The 15,225-nt window shown below is 66.0% G+C and carries 9 protein-coding genes and 3 rRNA genes; all 12 read left to right on the top strand.

All coding sequences use genetic code 11. The annotated features are described in order from the left end of the window. Positions 1-39: 39 nt before the first annotated feature. The 12 genes from AC3CCI_RS01295 to xerD all read left to right on the top strand — a co-directional run bounded on the left by AC3CCI_RS01295 (position 40) and on the right by xerD (position 15,203). Positions 40-1,559, top strand: a 16S ribosomal RNA gene (locus AC3CCI_RS01295). Positions 1,560-2,029: 470 nt separating this feature from the next. Further along, positions 2,030-5,152: ribosomal RNA gene (locus AC3CCI_RS01290) — 23S ribosomal RNA — on the top strand. A gap of 174 nt (positions 5,153-5,326) precedes the next feature. Then, a 5S ribosomal RNA gene (gene rrf, locus AC3CCI_RS01285) occupies positions 5,327-5,443 on the top strand. Together the 16S, 23S and 5S rRNA genes form the textbook arrangement of a ribosomal RNA operon. A 674-nt stretch (positions 5,444-6,117) precedes the next feature. Then, positions 6,118-7,101 carry a hypothetical protein gene (locus tag AC3CCI_RS01280; protein ID WP_488627870.1) on the top strand — a complete coding sequence of 328 codons (984 nt, stop codon included), beginning with the start codon at positions 6,118-6,120 and terminating at the stop codon, positions 7,099-7,101. Then, entirely contained in the window at positions 7,094-8,098 is a 1,005-nt protein-coding gene (locus AC3CCI_RS01275) for an HAD-IIA family hydrolase (RefSeq protein WP_488627869.1), read from the top strand. Before AC3CCI_RS01280 ends, AC3CCI_RS01275 begins: the two co-directional genes overlap by 8 nt. 58 nt (positions 8,099-8,156) lie before the next feature. Continuing rightward, positions 8,157-8,402 carry a hypothetical protein gene (locus AC3CCI_RS01270; protein ID WP_354594575.1) on the top strand — a complete coding sequence of 82 codons (246 nt, stop codon included), beginning with the start codon at positions 8,157-8,159 and terminating at the stop codon, positions 8,400-8,402. Then, positions 8,399-9,214 carry a TlyA family RNA methyltransferase gene (locus AC3CCI_RS01265; protein WP_488627868.1) on the top strand — a complete coding sequence of 272 codons (816 nt, stop codon included), beginning with the start codon at positions 8,399-8,401 and terminating at the stop codon, positions 9,212-9,214. The genes AC3CCI_RS01270 and AC3CCI_RS01265 overlap by 4 nt, the downstream gene beginning before the upstream one ends. Next, positions 9,178-10,167, top strand: a complete 990-nt coding sequence (locus AC3CCI_RS01260) for an NAD kinase (RefSeq protein WP_488627867.1) — start codon at positions 9,178-9,180, stop codon at positions 10,165-10,167. Before AC3CCI_RS01265 ends, AC3CCI_RS01260 begins: the two co-directional genes overlap by 37 nt. Next, positions 10,164-11,885, top strand: coding sequence for a DNA repair protein RecN (recN, locus tag AC3CCI_RS01255; protein ID WP_488627866.1), 1,722 nt, complete (start codon positions 10,164-10,166; stop codon positions 11,883-11,885). The genes AC3CCI_RS01260 and recN overlap by 4 nt, the downstream gene beginning before the upstream one ends. Before the next feature lie 51 nt (positions 11,886-11,936). Then, entirely contained in the window at positions 11,937-13,646 is a 1,710-nt protein-coding gene (pyrG, locus tag AC3CCI_RS01250) for a CTP synthase (RefSeq protein ID WP_354594717.1), read from the top strand. Beyond that, positions 13,643-14,239 (top strand): NUDIX domain-containing protein, encoded by a 597-nt coding sequence (locus AC3CCI_RS01245; RefSeq protein ID WP_488627865.1) that lies wholly within the window; start codon positions 13,643-13,645, stop codon positions 14,237-14,239. Before pyrG ends, AC3CCI_RS01245 begins: the two co-directional genes overlap by 4 nt. Before the next feature lie 49 nt (positions 14,240-14,288). Then, positions 14,289-15,203, top strand: a complete 915-nt coding sequence (xerD, locus tag AC3CCI_RS01240; protein WP_354594579.1) for a site-specific tyrosine recombinase XerD — start codon at positions 14,289-14,291, stop codon at positions 15,201-15,203. Positions 15,204-15,225: the final 22 nt, after the last annotated feature.

The following is a 15,225-nucleotide window of genomic DNA, read 5'->3' as shown; positions in this document are numbered from 1 at the left end:
TCAGCAGTCATGGCCTATTCCGGTTGTGCTGTTTTTTCTTTTACGGAGAGTTTGATCCTGGCTCAGGACGAACGCTGGCGGCGTGCTTAACACATGCAAGTCGAACGATGAACTGGAGCTTGCTCCAGGGATTAGTGGCGAACGGGTGAGTAACACGTGAGTAACCTGCCCTTGACTCTGGGATAAGCGCTAGAAATGGCGTCTAATACCGGATACGAGCTTCAGCCGCATGGCTAGGAGTTGGAAAGAATTTTGGTCAAGGATGGACTCGCGGCCTATCAGCTAGTTGGTGAGGTAATGGCTCACCAAGGCGACGACGGGTAGCCGGCCTGAGAGGGTGACCGGCCACACTGGGACTGAGACACGGCCCAGACTCCTACGGGAGGCAGCAGTGGGGAATATTGCACAATGGGCGAAAGCCTGATGCAGCAACGCCGCGTGAGGGATGACGGCCTTCGGGTTGTAAACCTCTTTTAGTAGGGAAGAAGCGAAAGTGACGGTACCTGCAGAAAAAGCACCGGCTAACTACGTGCCAGCAGCCGCGGTAATACGTAGGGTGCAAGCGTTGTCCGGAATTATTGGGCGTAAAGAGCTCGTAGGCGGTTTGTCGCGTCTGCTGTGAAATCTGGGGGCTCAACCCCCAGCCTGCAGTGGGTACGGGCAGACTAGAGTGCGGTAGGGGAGATTGGAATTCCTGGTGTAGCGGTGGAATGCGCAGATATCAGGAGGAACACCGATGGCGAAGGCAGATCTCTGGGCCGTAACTGACGCTGAGGAGCGAAAGCGTGGGGAGCGAACAGGATTAGATACCCTGGTAGTCTACGCCGTAAACGTTGGGAACTAGATGTGGGGGCCATTCCACGGTCTCCGTGTCGCAGCTAACGCATTAAGTTCCCCGCCTGGGGAGTACGGCCGCAAGGCTAAAACTCAAAGGAATTGACGGGGGCCCGCACAAGCGGCGGAGCATGCGGATTAATTCGATGCAACGCGAAGAACCTTACCAAGGCTTGACATATACCGGAAACGTCCAGAGATGGTCGCCCCGCAAGGTCGGTATACAGGTGGTGCATGGTTGTCGTCAGCTCGTGTCGTGAGATGTTGGGTTAAGTCCCGCAACGAGCGCAACCCTCGTTCTATGTTGCCAGCACGTTATGGTGGGAACTCATAGGAGACTGCCGGGGTCAACTCGGAGGAAGGTGGGGATGACGTCAAATCATCATGCCCCTTATGTCTTGGGCTTCACGCATGCTACAATGGCCGGTACAAAGGGCTGCGATACCGTAAGGTGGAGCGAATCCCAAAAAGCCGGTCTCAGTTCGGATTGAGGTCTGCAACTCGACCTCATGAAGTCGGAGTCGCTAGTAATCGCAGATCAGCAACGCTGCGGTGAATACGTTCCCGGGCCTTGTACACACCGCCCGTCAAGTCATGAAAGTCGGTAACACCCGAAGCCAGTGGCCTAACCCTTGTGGATGGAGCTGTCGAAGGTGGGATCGGTGATTAGGACTAAGTCGTAACAAGGTAGCCGTACCGGAAGGTGCGGCTGGATCACCTCCTTTCTAAGGAGCATGTACCCGCCCCGCTGTTTACACGGGGAGTTTCGGGTCAAGTCGGTTTCGAAGCGAATGTCTTCGGCCGGCGCTCATGGGTGGAACATTGACGATGGCTCTTTGCGGAGAGCATCAGCGCTAGTACGGCACCTTCGTGGTGTCTGGAAGGTGAGGGTGTTCAAGGTGGAGGGCATGCACGCTGTTGGGTCCTGAGGGACCAAGCACCCACACTTGGTGTGGGGGTTTTACCTCTGGGCCATGAAAGTCCTGCATCAATGGCAGGGTGATCATGGTGCCGCCCGTATTTTGAGAACTACACAGTGGACGCGAGCATCTTAGTCGCAAAGAATTGCCGGCCTTCGGGTTGGTTGTTGTTTGTGATACTAAGTGCAATTTCTTAGACCAACCCGCCCTTCGGGGTGTGGTTGGCGAATGAGATAACACTGACGCTGCCGGTCTTTGGCTGGCAGCAACTTTGTGGTCAAGTTTCTAAGAGCAAACGGTGGATGCCTTGGCATCTGGAGCCGAAGAAGGACGTAGAAATCTGCGATAAGCCTCGGGGAGCTGATAATCGAGCCCTGATCCGAGGATTTCCGAATGGGGAAACCCCGCCAGGCGTTATGTCTGGTGACTCCCGCCTGAATATATAGGGCGGGTAGAGGGAACGTGGGGAAGTGAAACATCTCAGTACCCACAGGAAGAGAAAACAACAGTGATTCCGTCAGTAGTGGCGAGCGAAATCGGAAGAGGCTAAACCGGTCATGTGTGATAGACGGCGGTCGTTGCATGGTCGGGGTTGTGGGACCCGTTGTCCTGTTCTGCCGGACAGGAGCAGTTACAGCGCAGTATAGGCGAACAGCTTTGAATGGCTGGTCATAGAGGGTGCGAACCCCGTAGCCGAAATGCTGGCGCTGGCTGAATGGGTATCCCAAGTAGCTCGGGGCCCGAGAAATCCCGTGTGAATCTGTCAGGACCACCTGATAAGCCTAAATACTCCCAGATGACCGATAGCGGACAAGTACCGTGAGGGAAAGGTGAAAAGTACCCCGGGAGGGGAGTGAAATAGTACCTGAAACCGTTTGCTTACAAACCGTTGGAGCCTCCTTGTAGGGGTGACAGCGTGCCTTTTGAAGAATGAGCCTGCGAGTTAGCGATATGTGGCGAGGTTAACCCGTGTGGGGTAGCCGTAGCGAAAGCGAGTCTTAATAGGGCGATACAGTCGCATGTCCTAGACCCGAAGCGAAGTGATCTATCCATGGCCAGGTTGAAGCGACGGTAAGACGTCGTGGAGGACCGAACCCACTTAGGTTGAAAACTGAGGGGATGAGCTGTGGATAGGGGTGAAAGGCCAATCAAACTTCGTGATAGCTGGTTCTCTCCGAAATGCATTTAGGTGCAGCGTTGCGTGTTTCTTGCCGGAGGTAGAGCTACTGGATGGCCGATGGGGCCCAAAAGCTTACTGACGTCAGCCAAACTCCGAATGCCGGTAAGTGAGAGCGCAGCAGTGAGACGGTGGGGGATAAGCTTCATCGTCGAGAGGGAAACAACCCAGACTACCAACTAAGGTCCCTAAGCGTGTGCTAAGTGGGAAAGGATGTGGAGTTGCATAGACAACCAGGAGGTTGGCTTAGAAGCAGCCACCCTTGAAAGAGTGCGTAATAGCTCACTGGTCAAGTGATTCCGCGCCGACAATGTAACGGGGCTCAAGCACACCACCAAAATTGTAGATTTCGTATTATAGACAAGCCTTCGTGGTTCAGTCGTACGGAGTGGTAGGAGAGCGTCGTGTGGCCAGTGAAGCGGCGGTGTAAACCAGCCGTGGAGGCCACACGAGTGAGAATGCAGGCATGAGTAGCGAAAGACGGGTGAGAAACCCGTCCTCCGAAAGACCAAGGGTTCCAGGGCCAGGTTAATCCGCCCTGGGTAAGTCGGGACCTAAGGCGAGGCCGACAGGCGTAGTCGATGGACAACGGGTTGATATTCCCGTACCGGCGAAGAACCGCCCAAGCTAATCCAGTGGTGCTAAGAGTCCTAACCCGGCTGAGTGGATCCCTTCGGGGTGATGCCGGCCGGTCTAACGCTCGACCCCATGCTGGTGCGGTTAACGTATTAACAGGTGTGACGCAGGAAGGTAGCTGAGCCAGGCGATGGTATCCGTAAGGTGAACCTGGTGTAAGGATGTAGGGCTGACGATAGGCAAATCCGTCGTCAATGCGCCTGAGATCCGATGCGTACCCCGATTGGGGGAAATCAGTGATCCTATGCTGCCGAGAAAAGCATCGACGTGAGGTTCAAGCCGCCCGTACCCCAAACCGACTCAGGTGGTCAGGTAGAGAATACCAAGGAGATCGAGAGAATCGTGGTTAAGGAACTCGGCAAAATGCCCCCGTAACTTCGGGAGAAGGGGGGCCGGAACCGTGATGGGATTTACTCCCGGAGCGGGAAAGGCCGCAGAGACCAGTGGGAAGCGACTGTTTACTAAAAACACAGGTCCGTGCCAAGTCGCAAGACGATGTATACGGACTGACGCCTGCCCGGTGCTGGAAGGTTAAGAGGAAGGGTTAGCGCAAGCGAAGCTCAGAATTTAAGCCCCAGTAAACGGCGGTGGTAACTATAACCATCCTAAGGTAGCGAAATTCCTTGTCGGGTAAGTTCCGACCTGCACGAATGGCGTAACGACTTCCCAGCTGTCTCAACCGCGAACTCGGCGAAATTGCACTACGAGTAAAGATGCTCGTTACGCGCAGCAGGACGGAAAGACCCCGTGACCTTTACTACAGCTTGGTATTGGTGTTCGGAGTGGCTTGTGTAGGATAGGTGGGAGACTGTGAAGCTTGGACGCTAGTTCAGGTGGAGTCATTGTTGAAATACCACTCTGGTCACTTTGGATATCTAACTACGAACCGTGATCCGGTTCTGGGACAGTGCCTGGTGGGTAGTTTAACTGGGGCGGTTGCCTCCCAAAAAGTAACGGAGGCGCCCAAAGGTTCCCTCAACCTGGTTGGCAATCAGGTGTCGAGTGTAAGTGCACAAGGGAGCTTGACTGTGAGACTGACAAGTCGAGCAGGGACGAAAGTCGGGACTAGTGATCCGGCAGTGGCTTGTGGAAGCGCTGTCGCTCAACGGATAAAAGGTACCTCGGGGATAACAGGCTGATCTTGCCCAAGAGTCCATATCGACGGCATGGTTTGGCACCTCGATGTCGGCTCGTCGCATCCTGGGGCTGGAGTAGGTCCCAAGGGTTGGGCTGTTCGCCCATTAAAGCGGTACGCGAGCTGGGTTTAGAACGTCGTGAGACAGTTCGGTCCCTATCCGCTGCGCGCGTAGGAAATTTGAGAAGATCTATCCCTAGTACGAGAGGACCGGGATGGACGAACCTCTGGTGTGTCAGTTGTCCTGCCAAGGGCACCGCTGATTAGCTACGTTCGGAACGGATAACCGCTGAAAGCATCTAAGCGGGAAGCCGGCTTCGAGATGAGATTTCCATACCCTTCGGGGTGAGAGGCTCCCAGCTAGACTACTGGGTTGATAGGCCGGATGTGGAAGTGGGGACTAACGACCCATGGAGCTGACCGGTACTAATAAGCCGATAACTTGACAACACTCCCTCCCTGTAGAGGCGGGGGAAAGCTGCTTGCGTCCACTATGTGGTTCCCGAAATACGGTCGGGAACAACGAAACACACAACAACTAAACACAGACAAGACGCCACACCTTACGGTTTGGCGCATGGTCTGAAACAGACTTCACCACCAGACATGGTGTGTGGTAGATGTTTCGGCGGCCATAGCGAGAGGGAAACGCCCGGTCACATTCCGAACCCGGAAGCTAAGACTCTCAGCGCCGATGGTACTGCAAGGGGGACCTTGTGGGAGAGTAGGACACCGCCGGACTCCTTTTAGTGCGAACAGCACATGCAACACCAGAAGAGCCGCCCCAGTGGGGCGGCTTTTCTGCGTTCGGGGCGATCTCTCGAGTGGTCGAACCGCACCTCCCGCGGTTCGGGGTCGCTTTGGTAGAGTCGTCCCTTCACAACTCGACAGCTGGCAGAGAACAACAGAGGAGCACTTCGGTGACTGATCGCGACGACGACGACCGCACGGACGGCCCGCGCCGCCCCTCTTCTGGGTCCGGCCGCCGCGACTCTGATCGTGGCGGCGACCGCCCCTCGTCCGGTGATCGGGGTCGCGGCGCAGCAGACCGCCCGACTGGAGCCAGGCCGCCCCGCGGGGACCGCCCGACCGGCGGTCGGCCCGCCGGTGGTCGTCCCTCGGGCGATCGTCCGCAGCGTGGGGATCGGCCGTCGTCGGGTGATCGTCCGCAGCGTGGTGATCGGCCGTCGTACGGTGATCGTCCGCAGCGTGGTGATCGGCCGTCGTACGGTGATCGTCCGCAGCGTGGCGATCGGCCGTCGTACGGAGACCGTCCCCAGCGCACCGGTCGTCCCGGTGGTGACGACCGTCGCAGTGGCGGGCCTCGTGCGGGCTCGACGGGGCGCGGGGACCGGCGAGACGGGTGGAAGCCCCGCGAGACCCCCGAGGACCGCGACCCGTTCGGCATCAAGTCCGTGCGTCCCGCCCAGGAGGTCGCGCACGTTCCCGACGACGTCGAGCCCCGCGACCTCGACAAGGTCGCACGCGGCGAACTCAAGACGCTCAGCAAGGAGAACGCCGACTGGGTCGCCAAGCATCTCGTGATGGCCGGTCGACTCATCGACGAGGACCCTGCCGAGGCCCACAAGCACGCCCTGTCGGCCGGCCGACGTGCCGGGCGCATCTCGGTGGTCCGAGAGACGATCGCCATCACCGCGTACCAGGTGGGGGACTACGCGCTGACCCTTCGAGAGCTGCGCACGTACCGCCGCATCTCCGGCCGCGACGACCAGCTGCCGCTGATGGTCGACAGCGAACGCGGTCTCGGTCGCCCCGAGCGTGCCCTCGAGCTCGGGCGATCCGTCGACGTGTCCACGCTCGACCCGCAGGTCCGTGTGTCGTTGGCGATCGCCATGTCGGGCGCGCGTCTCGACCTCGGTCAGCCTCAGGCGGCTCTCGGCGAGCTCGAGATCCCGCAGCTCGACCGGACCAAGGCCTTCAGCTACAGCCCGGCCCTCTTCGCGGCCTACGGCACGGTGCTCGAGGACCTCGGCCGACCCGACGAGGGCGAGAAGTGGCTCGAGTTGGCCGACCGTGCCGAGGACGCCCTGGCCGCGCTCGAGCACGGAGGTGCCGACGGTGAGACCGTCGAGATCGTCGAGGAGGAGATCGAGGTCCATGTGGCCGACGAGCCTCCGGTCGGCCTCGACGCCGAAGGCGGCCTCGACGAGATCGGCGAGGAAGGCGTCTTGGACGAGGAGGTCGACGTCGACGTGTCGACCGAGACCAGCGACACCAACGTCGTCGTGTCGACCGAGACGAGCGACGCCGACGCCGCGGACGTCACGCCCGCCGACGACGACCCCGAGACGCTCGACGACGAGGACCACCAGCACGATGAGACTGCCGATCCCGAGACGACTGCGCAGGACGACGGCGCCGACGAGCACCGTGGCTGACGCCCGGACCCCCCTCGACGGCGTCGACACCGTCCTCGCCGACCTCGACGGGGTCGTCTACCGCGGCCGGCACGCGATCGACCACGCGGTCGAGAGCCTGACCGACGTGGCCAGGACCCGCCGGGTCGGCTACATCACCAACAACGCCTCGCGCACGGCCGAGGCCGTGGCCTCGCAACTGTCGGGCTACGGGCTCGAGGTGGGGGCGGACGACGTGGTGACGTCCCCGCAGGCCGCGGTGCGCCTCCTGGTCGACGCGGTCCCCGCCGGGGCGACGGTCCTCGTCGTCGGCGGGGAAGGACTGACGTCGGTGATCGAGGCCGAGGGGTTCGTCGTGACCCGCTCGGCCGACGACGCGCCGGCGGCGGTCGTGCAGGGGTTCAGCCCCGACGTCGGGTGGGCGCAGCTGGCCGAGGCGTCGTACGCCCTGCACACGGGCATCCCCTGGATCGCGACGAACACCGACTGGACCATCCCGCAGGAGCGCGGGATCGCACCCGGCAACGGGACGCTCGTCTCGGCGGTGCACACCGCCGTCGGACGGCTGCCCGTGACGGCGGGCAAGCCCGAGACGCCGATCTTCGCGGCCGCCGTCGAACGCTTCGGGGCGACCGTGGCCGCCTTCATCGGCGACCGCCTCGACACCGACATCGTCGGGGCCAACGCGGCGGGGTTGACCTCCGTCCTCGTGCTGACCGGCATCGACGGCGCGAAGCAGGTCCTGGCGGCCGACGTGAAGTCCCGACCCGACTTCATCGTCGGCGACCTCCGAGAGCTGCTGCAGCCCTACCCCGAGACCGTCGAGCACGACGAGGAGGACGTCCACGTCGTGACCGTCCGCGCCGCGAGCGTCGCGGTCCGCGGTCACGTGGTGCGCGTGCTGTCCGCCGGGGACGATCCCGTCGACCTGTTGCGAGCCGGAGCGGCAGCCGTGTGGGGGACCGGCAAAGCGATCTACGGCCTCGACGTCGACCCGGCGCTGCACGCCGACGGCTGATCGCCCGCCCGGCTTCCCGGCTCGGTCGTCGGTGGCGGCGGCTAGTCTGGACGGCACCATGAGCGACGACCACCCCGACGAGACCGCCGTCGACGGCACGCCCCCCGGCACCCTCCGGCGGGGCGTCGTTCCCGATGCCGGCGTCGACGAGGCCGAGGAGGCGCGGGCCGGTTGGTCCGCGCGGGCGGCTGACATCGAGTCCCGACCGCTGGCCTCCCGTGCCGCCGGGTTCGCGGTGGTCCACGACGAGCTCCGGGCCGTGCTCGAGGGCACGACGACCGACACCGGTCAGGGCGGTCGATGACGTCCTCTGAGGCTTCCGGCGAGCGGCTCGACTCGGCCCTGGCACGACGAGGCCTCGCCCGGTCGCGAACGCACGCCGCACGACTGTTGGCGGACGGCCTCGTGACGGTCAACGGCGTCGGCGTCGTCAAGGCGTCGGCCCGGGTCGCCGAGTCGGACGACGTCGCCGTCGCCGGCCTCGACCACTACGTGAGTCGGGCGGCCCACAAGCTGCTGGGTGCCCTCGACGCGTTCGGCGTCGACCCGACCGGGCGGACGGCCCTCGACGTCGGTGCCTCCACCGGCGGCTTCACCCAGGTGCTCCTCGAGCGCGGGGCCGACCACGTGATCGCCCTCGACGTCGGCCACGGCCAACTGGCCAACCCCGTCCGCTTCGACCCGCGCGTCACGATCGTCGAAGGCGAGAACGCGCGGTACCTGACGGCCGAGCGGTTCGCGCAGTTGACGCCCCGCGCCTCCTCGGTGTCGCTCGTCGTCGCCGACGTCTCGTTCATCTCGTTGACCATGGTGCTGCCAGCGCTCGTGGCGAGCCTGGGTGTGGACAACGACTTCGTGCTGCTGGTGAAGCCGCAGTTCGAGGTGGGGCGACAGGGCGTGCGCGAGGGGCTCGTGCTCGACCCGGTGCTGCGGAACGAGGCCGTCACCGGCGTCTTGTGGGCCGCCCACGACCTGGGCCTCGGCACCGCCGGTCTCATCTCGTCCCCCATCGCCGGGGGGTCGGGCAACCGCGAGTACTGTGTGCACTTCTCGGCCTCGGCCGGGTCGAATCCGACAGAATGGCTCAGCACCGCCGACAGCTTGACGAGAGGGTGAACGACATCTCGACGACACGACACATCCTGGTGGTCTCGCACACGGGGCGCCCGGACTCCATCGACGCCGCCCTCGCGGTCTGCGGGCTGCTGGGCGACGCGGGCGTCGTGCCGGTGCTGCCCCGTGACGAATGGGACGACATCCGTCGGGCCGAACCGACCGCCGCGATCGACGACGTCGAGATCCTCTTCGACGGCGTCGCCTGCGACGACCTCGAGTGCGTCATCGTGCTCGGTGGCGACGGCACCATCCTGCGGGCGGCCGAGCTGATCCGAGGCACCCGGGCGCCGATCGTCGGCGTCAACCTCGGGCACGTGGGGTTCCTGGCCGAGAGCGAACGCGACGAGATGGCCGACACCGTGGCCCGCGTCCTCGCGGCGGACTACGAGGTCGAAGAGCGCTTCGCGCTCGACGTCAAGGTGACCAACGGCGACGAGGTCGTCTACGAGACCTGGGCGATGAACGAGGCCACGGTCGAGAAGGCCTCGCGCGAGCGCATGCTCGAGGTCGTCATCGAGGTCGACGGCCGGCCCCTGTCGTCGTTCGGATGCGACGGCGTCGTCATGTCGACGCCGACCGGCTCGACGGCGTACTCGTTCTCGGCCGGTGGCCCCGTCGTCTGGCCCGCGGTGCAGGCCCTGCTGCTCGTGCCGCTCAGCGCCCACGCCCTCTTCGCCCGCCCTCTCGTGGTCGGGCCCGACTCGGTGCTGGCCGTCGAGGTGCTCAGCCGGACCGACGCGCGCGGCATCCTCTGGTGCGACGGCCGCCGTGAACACGACCTCCCCCCGGGGGCCCGGGTCGAGTGCAGTCGCTCCGACCAGCCCGTCCGACTGGCCCGACTCCGGACCGGCCCGTTCACCGACCGCCTCGTGGCGAAGTTCCAACTGCCCGTCACCGGGTGGCGTGGCCCGGCGCGCGTCGAGGCCGACCCGACCACCGAGGGCGCGCGATGATCGAAGAGATCTCGATCCGAGACCTGGGCGTCATCGGCCGGGCGACGTTGCCGCTCGGGCCCGGCTTCACCGCGGTGACGGGCGAGACCGGTGCGGGCAAGACCATGGTCGTCTCGGCCCTGGGCCTCCTGCTCGGGCAGCGCGCCGAAAGCGGCGTCGTCCGGTCGGGCAGCCCCCAGGCCGTCGTCGACGGTCGGTGGGTCGTCCCGGCCGAGGGGGTCGTCGTCGACCGGGTGCACGACGCGGGCGGCGACGTCGACGACGGTGAGCTCTTCCTGAGCCGCGTCGTGTCGGCCGAGGGGCGTAGTCGAGCCGTCGTGGGCGGTCGCTCGGCACCCATCGGCGTGCTCGGCGACCTGGCCGACCACCTCGTGGTCGTGCACGGCCAGTCCGAGCAGATCCGGCTCAAGTCCGCGGCCGCGCAGCGCGCCGCCGTCGACGCGCACGGCGGTGCCGCCCTCGCCGAGGCGGCCGGGCACTACCGCAGCGCCTACGACGCGTGGCTCGCCGCCCGTGCCGAGCTCGACGAGATCACCCGTGACCGTGACGCCCGCCGTGCCGAGGCCGAGACGCTCCGGGCGGCGATCGACGAGATCGAGGGCCTGGCGCCGGTCGCGGGCGAGCTCGACGAGCTCGACGCGACGGCCGAGCGACTGAGCAACGCCGAAAACCTGCGGCTGGCGGCCGGCCTCGCCCACGAGGTCCTCTCGACCGACGCCGTCGACGGGACGCGGGACGTGGTGTCCCTCGTCGAGGAGGCCCGGCGTCAGATCGAACGGGTGGCACCGCACGACCCCGCGCTCGAGCCGATCGCCGACCTGCTGGCCGAGGTCAGCGTGCAGGTCGCCGAGTCCGCGTCCCGACTGTCGAGCTACCTCGGCACCCTCGACGCCGACGTCGCCGTCGAGCTCGAGTCGGTGCAGACGCGGCGGGCCGACCTGGCCGGGCTCGTCCGCAAGCACGGCCCCACCCTCGACGACGTCATCCGGCTGCTCGACGACGGCAGCCGCCGCCTGGTCGAACTCGACGGCGACGACGACCGGCTCGCGCACCTCGACGACGACGTGGCCGAGCTGCGGGCCGAGGCCGAGCGGCGCGCGGGCGTCCTCGGCGAGTTGCGTCGCGCCTCCGGGGCCGACCTGTCGACGCGCGTCAGCGCCGAGTTGAGCGCCCTGGCGATGACGGGGGCCGAGATCGTCGTCGAGGTCACGCCCCGCGACGAGCTGGGCACGAGCGGCGGCGACGTCGTGTCGCTGCTGCTGCGCCCGCACCCGGGCAGTGAGCCCAGGCCGCTCGGCAAGGGGGCCTCGGGCGGCGAGCTCTCGCGCGTGATGCTCGCGCTCGAGGTCGTCATGGCGGGCTCGAGCGACGTGCCGACCTTCGTGTTCGACGAGGTCGACGCCGGCGTCGGCGGCTCGGCCGCGATCGAGATCGGTCGCCGTCTCGCGGCACTGGCCGAGCGGGCGCAGGTCATCGTCGTGACGCACCTGGCCCAGGTCGCCGCGTTCGCCACGAACCACCTGCGCGTCGTCAAGGACGCCTCGGGCGAGGTCACGGCCAGCAGCGTCCACCAGCTCGAGGGCGACGAGCGCGTCGCCGAGATGGCGCGCCTGCTCTCGGGGCTGCCCGACAGCTCGAGCGGACTCGAGCACGCCCGCGAGCTGCTCGAGCTCGCCTCGTCGGCCCGGCGCCCGGCCACGGCCGACACACGTTCGTAACAGGGGTGGTCTGTCGGATCGGCCCGGTGTGACATAGGATGGAATCCCGTGGTGAACGTTGAGAACTCGGGTCCAGATGCCAGCACGACGAAGCACATCTTCGTCACCGGAGGCGTCGTCTCCTCCCTCGGAAAAGGCCTGACGGCCGCCAGCCTGGGCAATCTGCTCACGGCCCGCGGGCTGCGGGTCGTCATGCAGAAGCTCGATCCGTACCTGAACGTCGATCCGGGCACCATGAACCCGTTCCAGCACGGCGAGGTCTTCGTCACCGACGACGGTGCCGAGACCGATCTCGACATCGGTCACTACGAGCGCTTCCTCGACATCGACCTCGGTCAGTCGGCGAACGTCACGACCGGTCAGATCTACTCGACCGTGATCGCGAAGGAGCGACGCGGCGAGTACCTCGGCGACACCGTGCAGGTCATCCCGCACATCACGGACGAGATCAAGCGCCGCATGCGCCAGCAGGCCGACGACGACCCGAAGCCCGACGTGATCATCACCGAGGTCGGCGGCACGGTCGGCGACATCGAGAGCCAGCCGTTCATCGAGGCGGCTCGTCAGGTGCGTCACGAACTCGGTCGCAAGAACGTGTTCTTCGTCCACGTCTCGCTGGTGCCCTACATGGGCGCGTCCGGCGAGCAGAAGACCAAGCCGACGCAGCACAGCGTCGCCGCCCTGCGCTCGATCGGCATCCAGCCCGACGCGCTCGTGCTGCGCAGCGACCGACCGGTCAGCGAGAGCAACAAGAAGAAGATCGCCCTGATGTGCGACGTCGACGAAGACGCCGTGGTGAATGCGAAGGACGTCGCGAGCATCTACGACATCCCCGCGATGCTCAACGACCAGGGGCTCGACGCCTACATCATCGACCACCTCGGCCTCGGCGAGAAGGCCGGCGAGGTCGACTGGTCGGGCTGGCAGCCGGTGCTGACGGCGGTCCACGAGCCCAAGCACGAGGTCACCATCGGCCTGGTCGGCAAGTACATCGACCTGCCCGACGCGTACCTGTCGGTGACCGAGGCCCTGAAGGCCGGGGGCTTCGCGCACCAGACCAAGGTGTCGCTGACCTGGATACCGTCCGACGACTGCGAGACGCCCGAGGGCGCGGCCAAGGCGCTGCGCGGGGTGGACGGCATCTGCGTCCCCGGTGGCTTCGGCATCCGCGGCATCGAGGGCAAGCTCGGTGCGCTGCGGTACGCCCGCGAGAACGGCCTGCCGGCGCTCGGGCTCTGCCTGGGGCTGCAGTGCATGGTCATCGAGTACGCGCGCAACGAGGCGGGCCTGACCGGCGCCTCCTCGTCCGAGTTCGACCCCGACACCGAGTACGCCGTCGTGGCGACCATGGCCGAGCAGGTCGACATCATCGCCGACGGCGACCTGGGCGGGACCATGCGCCTCGGCCTCTACCCGGCCGCGCTCACCCCGGGTTCGCTCGCCGCCGACCTGTACGGGTCCGAACTGGTCTCCGAGCGCCACCGTCACCGTTACGAGGTCTCGAACCAGTACCGCCAGCAGATCGCCGACGCGGGCCTGCGGTTCTCTGGCACGTCGCCCGACGGCACGCTCGTCGAGTACGTCGAGCTCGACCGTGCCGTCCACCCCTTCTACATCGGCACGCAGGCCCACCCCGAGCTGCGGTCGCGTCCGAACGACGCGCACCCGCTGTTCGCCGGGCTCGTCGCCGCGTCGCTCGAGCGTCACGACGCGAGCAAGCTGTTCGCCGACGAGGCCGACGCCGCCGAGGTCGTCGCGTGACCGACGCGGTCGGCACGGGCCCGACGGCCGGGGGCCCGGCGCCCCTCGCCGACGAGCCCGCGTCGCCGACGGTCACGTCGAGTGAGGTGGTGTTCGAGGGTGCCGTCTGGGACGTCAGGCGCGACACCGTCGACTACAACGGCTCGCCCATGGTGCGCGAGTACGTCGCCCACACCGGGGCCGTCGCCGTGCTCGCCGTCGACGACGACGAGCGCGTGCTCGTCATCAAGCAGTACCGCCACCCGATCCGCAGCCGCGACTGGGAGCTGCCCGCGGGCCTGCTCGACGCCGAGGGCGAGGGCAAGCTCGACGCCGCGAAGCGCGAGCTGGCCGAGGAGGCCGATCTGCAGGCGACGAGCTGGGACGAACTCGTGTCGTTCCACACCACCCCCGGCGGCAACGACGAGATGGTCACGGTCTACCGGGCCACCGGCGTCAGCGCCACCGCCGACGCCTTCGAGCGCAGCGACGAGGAAGCCGACATCGAGAAGCGCTGGGTCTCGCTCGACGAGATCGTCGAGGGCGTGCTGGCCGGTCGCCTGCACAACTCGATCCTCAGCATCGCGGCGCTCGCCGCGGTCGCCTCCCGCTGACGAGCGGGTCGGCCGCTCGGGGCGGCCCGCGTCGCCGTAGCCTGAGGTCGTGACGATCGAGGAGGCGCTGGACCGCTACCTGAGGCACGTCTCGGTCGAGCGGGGCCTCAGCCCGAACACGACGGCGGCCTACCGGCGCGACCTGGTCCTCTGGCGGGCGCACCTGGCCGAGGCCGGACGGCGCACCCTCGACGAGGTCGAGCCCGCCGACGTCGCCGCGTTCCCGGCGGCGCTGGCGACCCGCGCCGAGAAGCCGCTGGGCGCCTCCTCGGTGGCCAGGGTGCTGTCGTCGGTGCGGGGCTTCCACCGTTTCGCCCTCGAGGAGGGGCTGGTCGCGGCGGACGTCGCCGGCACCACCCGGCCGCCCAAGCTGCCGAGTCGCCTGCCCAAGGCGATCTCGGTGGGCCAGGTCGAGGCCCTGCTCGCCGCGACCGACGGGGACGAGCCGACGCGGTTGCGCGACAAGGCCCTGCTCGAACTGCTCTACGCGACGGGTGCGCGGGTGAGCGAGGCCGTGTCGCTCAACGTGGACGACGTGATCGAGGGCGACGTCGTGCGCCTCTTCGGCAAGGGGAACAAGCAACGGGTCGTCCCGCTCGGCAGCTACGCGCGCCGGGCGCTGGACGCGTACCTGGTGCGGGCCCGGCCGGTCTTCTCGCCACGCGGTGAGGCGTCGCCCGCCCTGTTCCTCGGCACCCGCGGGGCCCGGGTGTCGCGGCAGAACGCCTGGCTGATCATCCAGGCGGCGGCCGAGCGGGCCCGGCTCGACGTCGAGGTGTCGCCGCACACGCTCCGGCACTCGTTCGCGACGCACCTGCTCGAGGGCGGGGCCGACGTCCGCGTCGTGCAAGAGCTGCTCGGGCACTCGTCCGTCGCGACGACGCAGATCTACACGCTGGTGACGGCGGACGCCCTGAGGGACGTGTACTCGACGGCCCACCCCCGGGCACGATGGGGCTCGTGACCCCGGGGCGGAGCCGGGCCGG

It is taken from the genome of Frigoribacterium sp. CF331, assembly GCF_057787905.1.
The sequence above is the reverse complement of the archived record's forward strand: the minus strand, read 5'-3'. Positions and strand labels throughout refer to the sequence as shown.